Here is a 15,980-nt window from a genome sequence, read left to right on the forward strand (position 1 = left end):
GAAAGGGCGCCTTGAGCAGGATCAACGCGCCCCACCCCGATGCAGATGAAATGACCCACGCAGCGGCGTGGTGATGCGTTGATCATGACACGGAATTGTTCCATGCGATGTATGGCAAGGTATTTGGGCTTGCTGGCCGCCTTCGCGGCCCTCGGCCTGTCCGGGACACCGGCGACGGCGGCCGAAACACTCGTCGTGACGCGGCAATCGATCGCCGACGAAAAAGCCGTATTCGCCACCGTCGAAAGCATCAGCGTGGTGCCGGCGCGCGGGCGCATCGGCGGCACGGTGGCCCAGCTCAACGTCAGGGAAGGGGACCGCGTTGCCGCGGGCCAGGCGATCGCGACCATCGGCGACGAAAAACTCGTGCTGCAGATGAAATCGCTCGACGCGCAGATCGAGGCGCTGCAGGCACAGGCGAACCAGGCGCAGCTCGACTTCACCCGGACCGAAGGGCTGGTCGAGCGCGGTATCCTGCCGCGGATCAAGCTCGACGAGCAGCGCACCGCACTGAACGTCGCCGAAAACGGCTTGCGGGCCAAAACGGCAGAACGCGCTGTCATCAACGAGCAGCTCAATCAGGGGCAGGTGCTGGCGCCTGCGGATGGTCGCGTGCTGAAGAGGCTCATCACCGTTGGCTCGGTGGTGCTCGCGGGCGATCCCATCGTCACGGTCGCCCAGCAGAATTTCAAACTGCGGCTTCGCGTGCCGGAGCGGCATGCGCGCTTCCTCAAGGCGGGAGACAAGATTCGCATCGACGGCGCGGAGTTCGTCGGCGAAGCCGCCAAGTCGGGCGTCATCGACCTCGTCTATCCCCAGATCGAAGAGGGGCGCGTCATTGCGGATGCGACCGTCGAAGGCCTCGGTGAGTACTACGTCGGTGACCGCTTGCGGGTCTGGATCTCCGGCGGCACGCGGTCGGCCTTCATTGTCCCGTCGAGCTACGTGACGAGCCGGTTCGGCATCGATTACGTTCGGCTTCAGAAAGACACCGGAGCGATCGATGTGCCGGTGCAGCGCGGCCGCGAGTTGCCGACCCCGACGCTTCCCGACGGTCTCGAGATCCTGTCCGGCATTTCAGCCGGCGACCAATTGGTGCGGCCGTGAATCTCGGGCTGTCGGGTCGGTTGACCAGGTCGACCATCGCATCTCCGCTGACGCCGCTGTTCCTGCTTGCGGCGCTCGTCGTCGGGCTGATCGCCGTGGTGGTGATCCCGCGCGAGGAGGAGCCGCAGATCAGCGTTCCCATGGTGGACATCCGGGTCAATGCCGACGGCCTGCGCGGGCCGGACGCCGTGGAGCTGGTGAGCAAGCCGCTGGAATCGATCGTCAAGGGCATCGACGGCGTCGAGCACGTCTACAGCCAGACCGAGGACGACCGCGTGATGGTGACCGCGCGCTTCCTGGTCGGCACCAAGTTCGAGGACGCGATCCTTCGGGTGCACGAGAAGATCCGCGCCAATCTCGATCGCATTCCCGTCGGCATCCCCGAGCCACTGATCGTCGGCCGGGGCATCAATGACGTCGCGGTGACGGTGCTGACGCTCTCGCCGAAGCCCGAAGCGGCCAGCCGCTGGACCGAAAAGGATCTGTACGAGCTCGCCGACAAACTGCGCGCCGAGCTGATGAAGGTGGACGATATCGGCCTAACCTACGTTTCGGGCGGCGCGCCGCAGCAGATCCGGGTCGAGCCCGATCCTGAGAAGCTGTCGCTGTTCGGCGTCACGCTGCAGCAGCTCGTGGCCAAGGTGAAGGATGCCAACCGCTCGTTCCTGGCGGGACAGGTGCGCGATGCCGGCCTGGTGCGGAACGTCGCGGCCGGCCAGACGCTATCGGGTATCCCGGATATCGGATTGCTGCTCATCACGAGTCGCGACGGCCGCCCGGTCTACGTCAAGGACGTCGCCTCCGTCGTCGTCGGGCCGAGCACCATCGAGCATCGGGTCTGGACGGATTCCCACGACGCGGGGGGGCAGTGGGCCCGCACGCCCGCAGTCAGCCTGGCCCTGGCCAAACGCGCCGGTGCCAATGCGGTTGTCGTATCGGAAAACATTGCCAAACGCCTCGATGGCCTGAAGTCTCGCCTCATCCCCGACGACGTCCAGGTGACGGTGACGCGCGACTACGGCGAGACGGCCAACGAGAAGGCCAACGAGCTGTTGTTTCACCTCGGGCTCGCGACAATCTCGATTGTGGTCCTAATTGCGATCGCGATCGGCTGGCGCGAGGCACTTGTGACTTTCGTCGTGATCCCCACGACGATCCTGCTGACGATGTTCGCCGCCAACCTGATGGGCTACACCATCAACCGGGTCAGTTTATTCGCGCTGATCTTTTCTATCGGCATTCTCGTCGACGACGCCATCGTAGTGGTCGAGAACATCGCGCGGCATTGGGGCATGCGCGACGGCCGGCCGCGCGTGCAGGCGACCATCGAGGCCGTGGCGGAAGTCGGCAACCCCACCATCGTCGCGACCTTGACGGTGGTCGCCGCGCTGTTGCCAATGCTGTTCGTGTCGGGCCTGATGGGCCCCTATATGGCGCCGATTCCAGCCAATGCGTCGGCAGCCATGCTGTTCTCGTTCTTCGTCGCGATGGTGGTGGCTCCGTGGCTGATGCTCAAGCTCGCGCCGAGAGGCGATAACGCCGCGGCCCATGCGGCGCACGATGAGGGCCGGCTCGGCAGGATCTACCGGCGCTTCGCCACGCCGATCGTGCGGAGCAAGCGTTCGGCCTGGATATTCCTGCTCGGCGTCGGTGTTGCGACGCTGCTGTCGATGACGCTGTTTGCGACCAAGTCGGTGACGGTGAAGCTTTTGCCGTTCGACAACAAGTCCGAGATCGCGGTGGTTATCGATCTGCCGGAAGGGGCGAGCCTGGAAGCGACCGAGCGCGTGCTGTTCGGCGCGGCCGAGCTTGCGCGACAAGTGCCGGAGGTCACCTCGCTGCAATCCTACGCTGGCACACCGGCGCCCTTCAATTTCAACGGCCTGGTGCGGCACTATTATTTGCGCGAGCGCCCCGAACTCGGTGAGGTCCAGGTCAATCTGGCGCCGCGCGGGGAACGCAAGCGCGCCAGCCATGAGATCGCGCTCGAGCTGCGGGAGAAGATGAAGGCGCTCGATCCACCCAAGGGCACCAGCATCAAGGTGGTCGAAGTACCGCCCGGGCCCCCGGTGCTCTCGACCCTGCTTGCCGAGGTTTACGGACCTGATGCGGCCACCCGCCGCGCCGTCACTGCGGAACTGAAGAAGATCTTCGCGGAGGTGCCCTTCATTGTCGACATCGATGATTCCATCGGCGAGAAGCGGCCCCGGTTGCGGCTCTCGATCGACCAGGAGCGGCTTGAATTCTTTGGCGTCGAGCAGCGCGATGTCTACGATACGATCCAGGCGTTGTTCGGCGGCACCTCGATCGGCTATTCGCATCGCGGCGAGGATCGCAATCCGATCGAGATCGCGGTGCATCTCGGAAAGCGCGATCTGGTCTGGGACGAGGCGCTGGCCTCTACGCCCGTGCCGGCCAATACGTTGCCCGGCAGCAAGACGGTGGTCGAGCTCGGTCAGGTCGTGAAGGCGACGATGGAAGAGGGCTCGCCCACGATCTTCCGCCGTGACGGCCGCTTTGCCGACATGGTGATGGCCGAGCTCGCCGGGCGTTTCGAGGCGCCGCTCTACGGCATGCTCGCGGTCGCCGATCGAGTCGATGCCCATGACTGGGGCAAGCTGCCGAAGCCTGCGATCAACCTGCACGGCCAACCGTCGGACGAGTCCCGCCCCACGCTGCTGTGGGACGGCGAATGGGAAATTACCTGGGTGACCTTCCGTGACATGGGCGCAGCTTTCGGTGCCGCAATCCTCGGCATCTACGTCCTGGTGGTCGCCCAATTCCGGAGCTTCCGCCTGCCGCTCGTCATCCTGACGCCGATCCCGCTCACGCTGATCGGCATTCTGATCGGGCACTGGCTGTTGAGCGCGCCGTTCACCGCGACCTCGATGATCGGTTTCATTGCGCTCGCCGGAATCATCGTACGTAACTCGATCCTGCTGGTGGACTTCATCCGGCACAGCTCTGGAGACGGTAAGTCGCTTCGCGAGGTGGTGTTGGAGGCTGGGGCGGTTCGCTTCAAGCCGATCCTGCTCACCGCGCTTGCGGCCATGATCGGCGCCGCGACCATCCTGCTCGATCCGATTTTTCAGGGATTGGCGATTTCGCTTCTGTTCGGGCTTGCCTCGTCGACGCTGCTGACCGTGCTGGTGATTCCCGCGATCTATATCGCCTTGCGCGCACCGCCCGAGGCGAATTCGACCACAATCAAATCCAGCTAGCGAGGGTCCGATGGACAAGAACTATGTCGACATCACCCGGAATATTTCTGCAAACTTGAGGAAGCTGCGCAACGATATTCCCGACACGATGAAGGGATTTGCCGTGCTCGCCCAGGCGGCCACGCGTGATGGCGCGCTCGACAAGAAAACCAAGGAGCTGATTGCGCTCGCGCTCGGCGTCGCCGCGCACTGCGACGGCTGTATCGGATTTCACACCGAAGCGCTCGTCAAGCTCGCTGCGACGCGCGAAGAGGTCGAGGAAGCGCTGGGCATGGCCGTCTATATGGGCGGCGGCCCGTCGCTGATGTATGCCGCGGATGCGATCGCGGCATATGAGCAGTTCCAGCAGCAGGCGGTTGCCGTCTGATCTGATCTGCCGACGAGCCAGGCAAACGGGACCGGACGAATGTTCTCGTCCGGCCCGTTCGTCATGATGCGAGGTTTACCAGCGGTCGTCGCCAACGCCGACGCCCACGCTTACGCCCGGCGCGCGAATGCCGACGCCGGCACGCGGGCCATCGTCCCAGTCGCGATAGGTACGGCGCTCGTAATAGCGTTCGCGCGGCATCCTCGCATAGGAATCGCGCACGATCACGCGCGCGCCGCCGTGGGTGCGATAGCAATTACCGGCGTCATCACAGACGAGCCGGACCTCCTGAATGAGATCGGGGCTGGTGTATTCGCTGGTCGTGTAGAGATCGGCGGCCTTCGCGCCGCTCGTCGCAGTGAGAGCCGCCACACCGGCCAGCACTGCAATCGTGAACGTCCTCATCCTGTCCTCCTCGGAAACTGCCCTCGGCGGTAACAAGAATGGGAGGCCACGATCGTTCCGGGAGAATTACAGGTTTTTCCCGGAACCTGATTGCCGCATGATGCGGTACGCCCCTAGATCGGCTCGTAGGCTTCCGAGCCGCAGATATCGTCGGCTTCCGCGCGCCGCCGGTCGACGACTTTTCCGCCCGATATCGTCACGATGTAGGTCTGGGTGCCCAGTGCCGAACCGGTGGCGGAGGTGAGCTCGGCGCGGACGCAGGCGGTCCAGCCCGGTCCGCGAACCTCGTGATGAGGCAGCGCGACCTGCACCTCGCGCGGATAAGAGGTGTTGAGGAAGACCACGTCGATCTGCTCGCGGACCACGCGCTTGACGTCGGGCGGAGGTTCTGGCGGAGGCTGCTCGGCTTCCTTGACGCGCATGAAGTCGGGCACAGGTGCGCGGCTATCGGCGAAGCCGCATCCGCCGAGCGTGAGCGTGCCAGCGAGCATCGCCACACGAGCAACAATTCGCAACATTTGAAGGTCCCCTGCGGGCCAACAGATAGGGGCGAATTCGGCGGGACGAAGCCCTGTCCGATCAACATTTGCTGAAGCGGTGGAATCCGCTTCATTGCTATTCCGGGATTGCAGGCTAGTTTGTACCCCAGGTGAGGGGGATTGCGCTCATGAGGATTTTGGTCATAGCGGCGCTGGCGCTGGCGCTGGCGGTCGGTTCAGCGCAGGCGCAGATGGGCGGCCGGCGACAGCCCAACGAGGGGGGCCAAAAGGCGGACAACAAGTCCAAGGTCGATGAGAAAGCTTACAAGGCCGCGCTCGAGCGCATTCCTGAGCCCAAGGAAAAGTACGATCCTTGGGATGGTGCGCGTCCGAGCGCGCCCGCGAAGAAGCCGAAATAGAGTGAAGCAGGTGACGGCGGACCGCCTGACATTCCTGGTCGTCCTGCTGCTGGTCGTGCGATCCCTGCGTCGCCATGGAGAGCCGGTTGGTGAGCCCGGCGGTTCGCGCCTTTCGTCCCTGCGCGACATCGACGATCTCTGGCAACGTGGCGGGCGGTCCCGCTGATGATCGTCGCGCTACGCTCGCGTCGTATCACGCAATCATAACCGCGTTGTGGATGCGATGCGAACAGTCGTTCACTTTGCGTGCGTCATTGCACGAAGGCGAGGCCGATGCGCCGCTCGTTGCGCCAGACGGCGCGGCAATTCCGCACGAAACCGTCGCACGTGATCGACAAAGTGAATGATTGCGGTAGTGTGAGGGGAGTGTCGATCTCGATCGCCGCGCCGCCTTCCGATATGTTTCGCACCGTGCACGCAATCCCTCTATTTTCAAAGGAGATCGTGCCGCCCTTGAAGACCCGGTGTCGTTGCGTTGCACGCTGCTCGATCATGGCCTTTAATCCATAATGGAACGTGAGAATTAGTGCATAGAAATTACGTTGAACTAAACTCAATACTGGCGCTACTTGCATAGCGCTTCAGACTTCGTTTACGACGTTGAGGCGGCGAGTCACTTTCGCCGAGTTTGTCCGCTTCTGCTCGCCGCAACGTTCTCGCTGGCGTCGATGCTTGCCTACGCCGTCAAGTGAGACCTTTCCATCATGACGTGCAAGCAATTCCTCGACGGCGGCGAAGACAATATAGGGATCGTGCTGACCTGGATGGACGGCTGGGACAAGAGCGACGAGGACAACGCGATCATCGACACCGAAGTATTCGTCGAGAACGCCAAGAAGTTCGGCGCCAGCATCGTCACCGCCGCCGACGAAATCCTCGGCAAGTGATTCTTGAAAAGTAGTTCGTGAAGCGTGCCGATGGCGGCGTGAGCGTGATCGCGCCTCGGTGTTGCTTCGACGGTCGTGCTTCGACGTCTTGGAGAGCCGCGGAGCGCTTTGCGCTCAGGCGGCTCTCTTCGTTTCGGACGCTGCTCAACCCGGCAGCATTGCAAACGCACTCGAGACCATCGCCACCTGCTTGTTGTCGGCGGCGGAGAGCAGGGTGACGCGGCCAAAGCTCATCGTTCGCCCGAGCCGTACCACGCGTGCATCCGCCAGCACGTCGGACGAGGAGACCGCGCGCATAAAATGCGTGGTCTGGTCCACCGTCGTCATCGGGCGATAGCCGCTGTTGGCGGCGAGATTCGCGATCACCATCGCGGTGTCGGCGAGGGCCATCAACGCCTGGCCACAGACCACGCCGCCGTTGCGGCACAGCCGTTCCGAGAACGGCATGCGGAGCAGCGCGCCCGGCTGCCAGTCCTGAGCTTCCGGAGGCGGGGTGTATTCAATACGCTCGATGGAGAGGTTGAGATCTTGGATCCAGGGCGCAAAGACCTCGCCGAGGACGCGTCTGGCCTCAGCGATGCCGAACTCGGTGTCTGGCTGCGATGGCATTGCTGTCTTTCCCTCCTGTGTTGCCGGATGTTTCGTTCATTCTGCCTGCGCGGGCGCGGCAAAGTCACCGGGGCGGCGGCTTGAAAATGCCTGAGTTGGCCCGATATGATGCCATGCTTGGGAGCGGGTGGACGATGTTGCGTCGATGTGTCCTGGTAGTTTGCCTGGCCGTGCTCAGTCTGGCGTTGAACGGCTGCACCAAGTGCGGGCCGATCTGGGACGATTGGCTCCATGGGCCGAAATCATGCAGATCGGATCGGCTCTAGCGGATTGAAGCGGCGCAAGGAGCCGTGGAGAGGGACAGGGGCGGGATCGCCCCCTTTGTCGATGATCGAGGAGTGAGTGATGAAGCTTTTCCGTATGGGGGCGGTGCTGGCGGTGCTGGCCGGACCGGCGTTCGCGCAGGAGGCGCCCCATATCAACCTGCTGGCGGACGGCCCGTCCAAGACCGACGACGAGAAGGCCGCCGATGCCGCGCGGGACAAGGCCTATAAGGAAACGCTGAAGAAGATTCCGGACGCCAAAACCTCCAACGATCCCTGGGGCGGCATGCGCGCCGACCCGCCGAAGCAGCCCGCGCCGAAGGCGGCCGCCAGCAGCGCGCCCAGGAAGCCCAAGGCGGGCACAGCCGCGAACTGACGGTGGTGCCGAAGGCGGCTGATGCCTCCGATGGGACTCCCCTTCGCCCGGACCTGATCCTACATTTCCTCGCAGTAGGTTGCGTTGAGGAGTGAGGACAATGGCGGATCGCCCCCGGGACCTCGCCGAGCGGATGGCGCGGCGGCGCAAGCAGGCCGCCAGGACGGCCGGCACGCCCGCTGACGGTTATCTGCGAGAGAGCTTCACCCTGCCGCGCGCGGCGGCCAGGGCAAGAGCCCAGGCCTTCTTCGCGCGCTATCCCAAGGCCGGCTATATGAGCGAAGTCGAGACCTGGCGCGAACTGCCCGGCGGCGACATCGAATTCACCATGCGGCGGCTGCCGAGCGCCGACTAGCCGCGGTCCGGCTGGGGCGCTTCAGGCGGTCTTGCGACCGATGGCCCTCAGCTCCCGATCGATTCTCAGCTGTACCCGGCGGATCGCCAAAAGGTCGATCTTCGTCTCGGTTTTGCCCGTCTTGGTCTGGTCGCCGATCTGGAACTGCCATTGCCAGATGCCCGGGCTCGCCGTCTTTGCAACCGTGAACTCAACGCCCCTGTGGTTCATGGTCACCTCCACGATTCGCTTGCCATGCCGAGTAACATGTTGTGCGTCGTAATATTCCCTCGACAAGCAAAAAGTGGAGTTAAGTCAAAGATAGTTCTTCGGAATTCGGCAAGTGCGCGCAGTGCGAAACAAGCGAAATCGGATTCCGAAAGATAAAAAGCGCCGCCGCCAATTCCGGCGGCAATTCCCGGGTTCCATCCGGCGGCAAAATAGGTCAGGAACTCTGTTCTTGGCCGGAGAACCACGGAGCTCCCTCTTGGTGGTCGAGGTTCGCGCGCCCCGGAGCGCGCAAGAAAAAGCCCCGCCAGGAGAGAGCCGGGCGGGGCAGAAGGTTTATTGGAGGCTGAGGTGCTGGGCTGCAACACCATAGCCGGACAACGGTAGCGCGTTCAGCTTACGGGAGCCTGACAGGCAAGCTTGTGCGTGGCTTGTGGGCCGGTCGCGAGCCGCGCTCACGTCCCAATTCAGACATCCAGCTGCAGAATTTCAGACACATCCGTTCGCGACACTTTGCGCGCACGGCGAAGCCATGGGGGATACGTGGCGCGCCGAGAGTGGGTGGCATCATGGACAAGGTAGAGCGGTCATTCGCCGCCGCGACGGCGGCTGGCTTCGTGGTGCTGGTGATCGGCATCGTGCTGCTGGCGCTGATGTAGCGGCAGCCGCCGCCAAAGCGCGTCAGAACAACCTCATGCGCGGGAGGCAACAGCCTTTTTCGCAGGAGGCAACAGCCTGTTTCGGCTAGGGTTGTCAGTGCACCTGGATCTGGTCCAGCGGCAGACGGAGATCGGCGGCGCGCTCGGCGCGATCCTTCCTGCGGAACTCGTTTTCCTTGCGTTCGAACTTCGCCAGCTCCTGGAGCGCCGCCTTGCGCACGGGTTTGCGACTGCCGGCATTCTGGTGCGTGTTGTCAGTCATGATCTGATCCCCCGTTCCGGGGGGCTATCCCAAGGGAAAGCCGGTCGCCGCGGAAAAGTTCTGTGCCGAAGCATTCCGCAAACATGACAGCAGCCCGGCTCTCCCGTCGTTGATGCGCATCGTCTTCGAAGGCCGACGCCACGTCACATTTTGCGGAGGGCAGGGCCGCTGGTTGCTTGGCGTGCTATCGTGCCGCGTGACCCCGGAGATGGCCATGGGCTTCTGGCTTTTCGTCGTCGTCTCGATTGGATCGATCCCGCTCGCTTACGCGATGGCACGCGAGCGCGGCAGGTCGTCGAATGCGTGGTTCTGGATCGCGGTTGTGGTCGGACCCCTGGCGCCTCTGGCGCTCCTGATCCTCGGCAATGCGAAGCGCCCGGCGTCGGCTGGTTGAAGCGGGCTAATTCCGAAGCGGGCAAGCCAAATGAAAGAGGCCGCCAACTGAGGCGGCCTCTTTCATGAGGGAGGAGACTAGTGGGAAGCTACAATCGCTGCCATGCCGAATGCCATCACGCAGGCAACGGCCAGAGACCAGAGGGTGATTGCGATCTCTTTAGGCATGTCTCATCAACTGTGCGCGGCTTGGCTCGTTCCAAGTTTGCCACTGGCTCCAATGATAAGAACCAACGGGGGGTGATTTGTCACAACCTGTTCTCGGTAGGAGAACTACGGTGTTCATCAGGGGAGCACCACCCAAGCCGGTCACGCCAGGACGAAACAAGGCCACTGCGAAATTCAACTTAGGCCACTCGGGGATAAAACAGGCCAGCGCCCGAAATCCGGTGCTGTCCTAATTAGGACACTCGTCCAACCAAAGTAGGACAACGCCGATTCACATATGTTCTAGTCGGAACCTCAGCGACCGGGAAAACTCGGCAAGCCGGGGAGGAAACAAAAGATTTCATTTCGAATAATTTGAAACCCGGGGAGGGGCCGCTGTTCAAAAGCAGTGGCCCTTTTAATTAGCGCGAACCTTGGTTCGATTGCGAGGTTTCCCTGATGCCTTGATGCGTTTCCCTCAACGCACCAACAGGCTGGCCTGGCTCTCCGTGGTTGCCTTGGAAATTTACGGGTGATGGAACCTGCCGGGAACTTCCGAATTCTTGGACTCGCATTCGCTCCCACCGGATGCCCTAACAGGCTCCAGCCGTCCCCAACAACGGCTGGGGCCTTTCTTTCGCTCACCCGCGGAGGGGAATTAGGACACTTAGCGAAATCCGGTGCTGTCCTAATTAGGACACCCGTAACGATGAATTAGGACACTGCGGCGAAGATAGCGGCGTCCGGGGTCGGGGATGTTACCTTTCTGGCTAGGACAAGGCCCCGGGTAACCGCGAGTACCGGGGCCTTTCTGTGTGCGCTCGCAGCAACGAATTGGGATTGTCGATCTAACTGGAACGGCCTAACACGTCCGCGCTATGGGACGCTCAAGAGCCCAAGTCTAGGGAAGAAGAGTAAGCGTAGCGCCGAGGCCCTTTGGATTGTGTGTGCGGAGTCTTGAGAGCACCGTTAGAAGAGTCATCTTCTGGAAGGGTGCTCACAATGGACGACCATTCTGACGACATAAGACGACCGTTGTCACCACGTATCGAGGTGTACGCAGGCGCAGGTCGCAAGCGCTGGCCGGACGGTTTGAAGGCACAGATTGCCGCAGAAAGCCTTGAACCCGGGGCGATTGTTACAGATGTCGCGCGTCGCCATGGCTGCCGGCCCCAGCAGGTGCACGACTGGCGGCGCCGGGCGCGTTTGGCCAGTTGGTGCTGCCGGCTTCGGCGGACATGCTGTCGTTCGTGCCGGTGGTGTCGGAATCGGCGCTACCGATGGCGGCAGAGCCCACCGGGTCGCCGGAAGCAGCCGTTGTGACGGTTGAGCTTCAGGGGGCACGAGTGGAGGTGCGAGGGACGCCCAGCCTTGCTGTGTTGAGTGATGTGTTCTTGGCGCTTCGACGGGCACGTTCATGCTGACGCCGCCTGCGAGCCTTACGATTTACGTGGCGACGCAACCTGTGGACTTCAGAAAAGGTGCGGAGGGCTTGGCGCTGTTGGCGAAGGAGACGCTAGGCCATGACCCTATGAAGGGCGTGGCAGTGGTGTTCCGTGCGAAGCGCGCGGATCGGGTGAAGATTGTCGTCTGGGATGGCAGCGGCCTAGTGCTGTATTGGAAGCGGCTCGATAGCAACGGCTTCAAATGGCCTCCCATCGTGGCCGGCGTGATGCGGATGAATGCCGCGCAGCTGTCCGCTCTTCTGGCAGGCATGGATTGGACGCGGATGCACGCGCCTCGAATCCCGCAGCCGAAAGCACTTGCGTAAAGATACAAATCTTCGCTGCATCGGGGCGCGAAGCATGGCAGACTTGGGCCAATGAGTGATTTGCCCGATGAGCTGCCGAGCGATCCAGCTGAGTTGCGTGTCTTTGCCGCGGCTCTGCTGGATCGCTGCGCCAGGCTCGAGCGGTTGCTCAAGCTTGCGAAGGATGCGCAGTTCGGTCGGTCCTCGGAAAAGCTGGACGCTGATCAGCTTCAGCTTGTTCTGGAGGATATTGATCAGGCCGTCGCCGCTCTCGAAGCAGCCGAAGATCGTGCCAATCCCAAAACATGCGGGAAGAGAGCTGCCGCGCGCAGAGCCAATCGTGGTCAGTTGCCGGAGCATTTGCCGCGCATCGTCGAAACCCTGATGCCGGCGGCAACCTGCTGCCCGTGCTGCGAAGGCGCCCTTTTTGAGTTCGGTCACGATGAGAGCCAGAGGCTGGACGTCGTACCGGCGCAGTATCGCGTCATCATCACCCGCCGGCCTAAACTGGCCTGCCGCGCCTGTCATGGCGTCGTCCTCCAACACGCTGCGCCCGAGCGATTGATCAAGGGGGGACTGCCCACCGAGCGTCTCGTCGCGCATGTAATCGACGCAAAGTATCATTGGCATTTGCCGCTTTACCGTCAGGCGCAAATGCTGGCGACACACGGTATCGCCATCGATCGTTCCACGCTCGCCTTCTGGGTCGGCTATGCCGCCCAGGAATTGAAGCCGTTGTGGCATCGTCTGCGCCAGCTTCTGCTCGCCTCTTCGAAGCTCTGTGTCGATGAAACTCCGGCGCCGGTGCTGGATCCGGGGCGCGGCAGGACCAAAACCGGCTACTTCTGGGCGCTGTCGCGCGACGACAGGCCCTGGGCCGGACCTGACCCACCTGGCGTGGTTTATGCCTACGCACCGGGCCGTGGGGCGGTTCACGGCTTGAGGCTGCTCGAGGGCTATCGCGGCATCATCCACTGCGACGGCTATCAGGCATACAAGACCATGACCCAAGAGAAGCGTGCGGGCGCCTTGTCCGGAACGCTCGCCTTCTGCTGGTCGCATCTGAGGCGCCAGTTTGTGAAGATCGAGCGCGAGGCGGCGCCTGCGCCAGCTCCGGTTGCCCACGAGGCCCTTGAGCGCATCGCCCGGCTCTACGCGGTCGAGAAAGTCCTCCGCGGCCGGTCTGATGCCGAGCGCCGCGCGGGCCGACAAACGCATGCCCGGCCTCTGGCTGCAGCCTTGAAGCAGTGGTTCGAGGCAACGCTTGATCACCTTGCGCAGAAGAGCGACACGGCGAAGGCTTTGCGTTACGCGCTGCGTCATTGGGATGGCCTGACGCTCTACCTTGATGACGGTCGTATCGAGATGGACACGAATGCGGTCGAGCGTGCGATGCGGCCGATCAAGCTCAACGCCAAGAACTCCCTTTTTGCCGGTTGCGACGAGGGTGCCGAGAATTGGGCAGTCCTGGCTTCGTTAATCGAGACCTGTAAGCTCAATAGCGTCAGCGCCGAGCATTGGCTCTCCGATGTCCTCGCAAAGCTCGTTAATGGCTGGCCTGCGGCGCGACTGGACGAACTGCTTCCCTGGGCATCGACCTACACGATGCATGCGCTCGATCCGAGATTGGCAGCATGAGCCTTAACACGACCGCCGTCCGGATCAAGGTGACCCTCAAGGACGTGAAACCGGAGGTGATGCGATGTCTTGTCGTACCCATCACCCTGCGCCTTGATCGGCTGCATCTGACGCTTCAGGCGGCGTTTGGCTGGACGAATAGCCATCTCTTCGAGTTCCTGGCCGGTGACGGCCGTTGGGGTATCCCTGATCCCGATGGAGATTTTGACCCTCAGCCCATCGATGCCCGTAAGACGCGGCTCTCCAATATCGTTCAAGAGACCGGCGCCAAGACGATCCATTATCTCTACGACTTCGGCGACAGCTGGGATCACGTGATCAAGCTTGAAAAGTGGTTCGACAACACGACAACGGAGGGACTTCCCTTCTTGCTCGAGGCCGCCGGCCGTTGTCCTCCGGAAGATGTCGGCGGTGCATCAGGCTATGCCGAATACCTCGATGCCATCAGCGACTCCACCCATCCGGAGCACGAACAAATGCGCCTCTGGGGCCCCGAGCAGTTCGATCCCAACGTCGTCGACCGGAAGGCGCTTGAGGCCACCGTCAACGCATTGTCGGAAATATGGAAGCCTCGGCGACGCACCACGCGCTCAAAATAGCCGTCAAGCGCCGTTCAAAAGGGCCGCAGAGCTACGCTTACGAAGAAGACGGCCAAGGCTCCAGTCCAATCAGCCCGGACTGGGGCCTTTTTGTTTTGACACCCGCAGAGGGGGATTAGGGCACTACGTCGCTGGGGCCCTAGCAAGCGCATCTTGCGAGCGGCGGAGCTGTTCGTCCAACTGAGCCATCTTCACGCGTTTCACGCGCTCGCAGTACTCAAGATATCGCTCCAAGCGCTCCCAATCGCTCGGCAACATGTTTTCCTCCGGGACAGTACCCGAAATCCGGTGCTGTCCTAGTTAGGACACCCGCAGAGGGGAATTAGGACACCGTGGGATAGGACTTGCTACGGGATTGCCGAAGGTCGATTCGCCTGTCTAGCTGCGTGCATGACAGTTCGCGTACACCCGGAGCCCGGAACCATAGTTCGGGTCGATTTGAATGAGGGTTTCCGCCCGCCAGAAATGTGTAAGCGGAGGCCTGCAATCGTTCTATCACCGCCGATTCCCGGCCGCGCAATCATGTGCACGGTGGTTCCGCTGAGTACCACAGCACCTAATCCGGTGTTGCCGCACCATATGGAAATCACGCTTGATCCTGTGTTGCCCCATCCCTATTCGTCACCAAGAATGTGGCTCAAGGGGGATATCGTTTTAACCGTGGCGTTCCATAGGCTTAGGCATCTTCACACGGGCGAATGGAACAATGGGCAACGAGTCTACGACATACGCGTTATCGAAGCCGAGGTATTCGAAAGAGTGCAGGCATGTGTGCGCGCGGGCCTCGGGCTTTAACTTGACGTTAATGCACGTTACCCCCATATTTCACAGGTCGCCGGCAACGTCCGGCAATTAAGTCCAGCCCTAAAAAGCTGGCCTCTAAGGCTAGGTGATCGCAAACCTGCTTTGGTGACTTTAAAAGCCCCGGTCTAACAGCCGGGGCTTTTGCTTTATTGCTTCCCGCCGTCGATTACCCGGAAATTGCGGACCGTCCGTATCCGTCCGGTGAGGGCCGCCTTGTCGAATGAGGCGCATTGTTGAGAACTGTCCTTATGGACAGTGATAGGCGCAGTGCCCAAGTCGAACGGCTTGAGGTGGTGGACACGGGCCGGCGACGGCGCTGGTCCGAGGACGAGAAGCTCAAGATCGTCCTGGAGAGCTTACAGGCACCGCGCCAGGTCGCGGCAACGGCGCGGCGGTATGGCGTTTCGCGATCATTGCTACTGCGATGGCGACGCTCGTTTCGGCCGGAGCCGAAGGATGCCGCCGATCATCCTGGCTTCGTACCGGCGATGGTGGCCGCGGAATCAGGGCCGACGCCTTGTCCAGTCGCACCGGCCAGCAGCGGCGGGTCGATCGAGATCGAGTTTGCGGCCGGGGCTCGGATGCGGATCACGGGCACGGTCGACGCGGCGACGCTGAAGGCCGCGGTGGCGGCACTGGCAGATGGACGCCTCCGGTGATCCCCATTGCGTCGGGCGTGCGGGTGTGGATTGCGACCGGACACACCGATATGCGTCGCGGCATGAACTCGCTGGGCTTGCTGGTGCAGGAAGCCTTCAAGCGAGACCCGCACGGCGGCAACCTCTATGTGTTCCGTGGCAGGAGCGGCAAGCTGATCAAGATCCTTTGGCACGATGGACTGGGCATGTCGCTTTATGCCAAACGGCTGGAGCGCGGCCGCTTCCTGTGGCCGTCGTCGGCTGATGGCGTGGTGACAATCACCCCAGCCCAGCTTGGCTACCTGCTGGAGGGCATCGACTGGCGGATGCCACAACAGACCTGGCGACCGCAGGCGGCTGGCTGATCGCTGGGATTTGAATCGGTGGTACTATCA

Annotated in this window: 21 protein-coding genes and 1 pseudogene; 16 read left to right on the plus strand and 6 right to left on the minus strand. The window is 62.3% G+C overall.

Going from position 1 to position 15,980, the window contains the following annotated elements; all coding sequences use genetic code 11:
• The first annotated feature begins 111 nt into the window (after positions 1-111).
• From X265_RS14690 to X265_RS14700, 3 genes are read left to right on the plus strand one after another with little or no spacing between them, the layout of a single operon-like run.
• Positions 112-1,107, plus strand: coding sequence for an efflux RND transporter periplasmic adaptor subunit (locus X265_RS14690; protein WP_164938587.1), 996 nt, complete (start codon positions 112-114; stop codon positions 1,105-1,107).
• Positions 1,104-4,328, plus strand: a complete 3,225-nt coding sequence (locus tag X265_RS14695; RefSeq protein WP_128965461.1) for an efflux RND transporter permease subunit — start codon at positions 1,104-1,106, stop codon at positions 4,326-4,328. The genes X265_RS14690 and X265_RS14695 overlap by 4 nt, the downstream gene beginning before the upstream one ends.
• Before the next feature lie 10 nt (positions 4,329-4,338).
• Entirely contained in the window at positions 4,339-4,695 is a 357-nt protein-coding gene (locus X265_RS14700; protein ID WP_128965462.1) for a carboxymuconolactone decarboxylase family protein, read from the plus strand.
• A 75-nt stretch (positions 4,696-4,770) separates the two neighbouring features.
• Here X265_RS14700 and X265_RS14705 read toward each other — a convergent pair whose 3' ends face one another.
• Both X265_RS14705 and X265_RS14710 read right to left on the minus strand, forming a co-directional pair.
• On the minus strand, positions 4,771-5,100 hold the full coding sequence (locus X265_RS14705) for a hypothetical protein (RefSeq protein WP_128965463.1): 330 nt from the start codon (positions 5,098-5,100) through the stop codon (positions 4,771-4,773).
• A 113-nt stretch (positions 5,101-5,213) separates the two neighbouring features.
• On the minus strand, positions 5,214-5,618 hold the full coding sequence (locus X265_RS14710; protein ID WP_128965464.1) for a hypothetical protein: 405 nt from the start codon (positions 5,616-5,618) through the stop codon (positions 5,214-5,216).
• Positions 5,619-5,767: 149 nt separating this feature from the next.
• On the opposite strand from X265_RS14710, the gene X265_RS14715 reads away from it, so the two are divergent.
• Together X265_RS14715 and X265_RS40460 are read left to right on the plus strand one after the other, a co-directional pair.
• Complete coding sequence (locus tag X265_RS14715; RefSeq protein ID WP_128965465.1) at positions 5,768-5,998, plus strand: hypothetical protein; 231 nt, start codon at positions 5,768-5,770, stop codon at positions 5,996-5,998.
• A 1-nt stretch (position 5,999) separates the two neighbouring features.
• A complete protein-coding gene (locus X265_RS40460) occupies positions 6,000-6,164 on the plus strand; it encodes a hypothetical protein (RefSeq protein ID WP_164938588.1) in 165 nt (54 codons plus the stop codon).
• 85 nt (positions 6,165-6,249) lie between these two features.
• Here the strand turns inward: X265_RS40460 and X265_RS14720 are convergent, their stop codons facing one another.
• Positions 6,250-6,492 carry a PilZ domain-containing protein gene (locus X265_RS14720; protein WP_164938589.1) on the minus strand — a complete coding sequence of 81 codons (243 nt, stop codon included), beginning with the start codon at positions 6,490-6,492 and terminating at the stop codon, positions 6,250-6,252.
• A 174-nt stretch (positions 6,493-6,666) separates the two neighbouring features.
• On the opposite strand from X265_RS14720, the pseudogene X265_RS14725 reads away from it, so the two are divergent.
• Positions 6,667-6,885 (plus strand): annotated as a pseudogene (locus tag X265_RS14725) (HdeA/HdeB family chaperone).
• Positions 6,886-7,029: 144 nt separating this feature from the next.
• Here X265_RS14725 and X265_RS14730 read toward each other — a convergent pair.
• A complete protein-coding gene (locus X265_RS14730) occupies positions 7,030-7,494 on the minus strand; it encodes a PaaI family thioesterase (RefSeq protein ID WP_128965467.1) in 465 nt (154 codons plus the stop codon).
• Positions 7,495-7,839: 345 nt separating this feature from the next.
• Between X265_RS14730 and X265_RS14740 the strand changes: the two genes are divergently transcribed.
• Entirely contained in the window at positions 7,840-8,133 is a 294-nt protein-coding gene (locus tag X265_RS14740; RefSeq protein WP_128965468.1) for a hypothetical protein, read from the plus strand.
• Positions 8,134-8,233: 100 nt separating this feature from the next.
• Positions 8,234-8,488 (plus strand): hypothetical protein, encoded by a 255-nt coding sequence (locus X265_RS14745; RefSeq protein ID WP_128965469.1) that lies wholly within the window; start codon positions 8,234-8,236, stop codon positions 8,486-8,488.
• A gap of 21 nt (positions 8,489-8,509) precedes the next feature.
• Here X265_RS14745 and X265_RS14750 read toward each other — a convergent pair whose 3' ends face one another.
• Positions 8,510-8,698, minus strand: coding sequence for a hypothetical protein (locus X265_RS14750; protein WP_128965470.1), 189 nt, complete (start codon positions 8,696-8,698; stop codon positions 8,510-8,512).
• 750 nt (positions 8,699-9,448) lie between these two features.
• On the minus strand, positions 9,449-9,616 hold the full coding sequence (locus X265_RS40465; RefSeq protein WP_164938590.1) for a hypothetical protein: 168 nt from the start codon (positions 9,614-9,616) through the stop codon (positions 9,449-9,451).
• 214 nt (positions 9,617-9,830) lie between these two features.
• Between X265_RS40465 and X265_RS14755 the strand changes: the two genes are divergently transcribed.
• The 8 genes from X265_RS14755 to tnpB (X265_RS14790) all read left to right on the plus strand — a co-directional run bounded on the left by X265_RS14755 (position 9,831) and on the right by tnpB (X265_RS14790) (position 15,950).
• A complete protein-coding gene (locus X265_RS14755) occupies positions 9,831-10,010 on the plus strand; it encodes a hypothetical protein (protein WP_128965471.1) in 180 nt (59 codons plus the stop codon).
• A gap of 1,148 nt (positions 10,011-11,158) precedes the next feature.
• Positions 11,159-11,479, plus strand: a complete 321-nt coding sequence (locus tag X265_RS42300; RefSeq protein ID WP_373291631.1) for a transposase — start codon at positions 11,159-11,161, stop codon at positions 11,477-11,479.
• A 94-nt stretch (positions 11,480-11,573) separates the two neighbouring features.
• Entirely contained in the window at positions 11,574-11,927 is a 354-nt protein-coding gene (tnpB, locus tag X265_RS14765; protein ID WP_128965472.1) for an IS66 family insertion sequence element accessory protein TnpB, read from the plus strand.
• A gap of 51 nt (positions 11,928-11,978) precedes the next feature.
• Positions 11,979-13,544 carry an IS66 family transposase gene (tnpC, locus tag X265_RS14770; RefSeq protein WP_128965473.1) on the plus strand — a complete coding sequence of 522 codons (1,566 nt, stop codon included), beginning with the start codon at positions 11,979-11,981 and terminating at the stop codon, positions 13,542-13,544.
• Positions 13,541-14,143 carry a plasmid pRiA4b ORF-3 family protein gene (locus X265_RS14775; RefSeq protein WP_128965474.1) on the plus strand — a complete coding sequence of 201 codons (603 nt, stop codon included), beginning with the start codon at positions 13,541-13,543 and terminating at the stop codon, positions 14,141-14,143. The genes tnpC and X265_RS14775 overlap by 4 nt, the downstream gene beginning before the upstream one ends.
• Before the next feature lie 465 nt (positions 14,144-14,608).
• Entirely contained in the window at positions 14,609-14,938 is a 330-nt protein-coding gene (locus X265_RS42305) for a type II toxin-antitoxin system PemK/MazF family toxin (protein WP_430648587.1), read from the plus strand.
• Between the two features lie 257 nt (positions 14,939-15,195).
• Positions 15,196-15,606 (plus strand): IS66-like element accessory protein TnpA, encoded by a 411-nt coding sequence (gene tnpA / locus X265_RS14785; RefSeq protein ID WP_128965476.1) that lies wholly within the window; start codon positions 15,196-15,198, stop codon positions 15,604-15,606.
• A complete protein-coding gene (gene tnpB, locus X265_RS14790; protein ID WP_128965477.1) occupies positions 15,603-15,950 on the plus strand; it encodes an IS66 family insertion sequence element accessory protein TnpB in 348 nt (115 codons plus the stop codon). Before tnpA ends, tnpB (X265_RS14790) begins: the two co-directional genes overlap by 4 nt.
• Positions 15,951-15,980 lie beyond the last annotated feature (30 nt).

Origin of the sequence: Bradyrhizobium guangdongense, assembly GCF_004114975.1 — a bacterium.
Lineage (GTDB): Bacteria > Pseudomonadota > Alphaproteobacteria > Rhizobiales > Xanthobacteraceae > Bradyrhizobium > Bradyrhizobium guangdongense.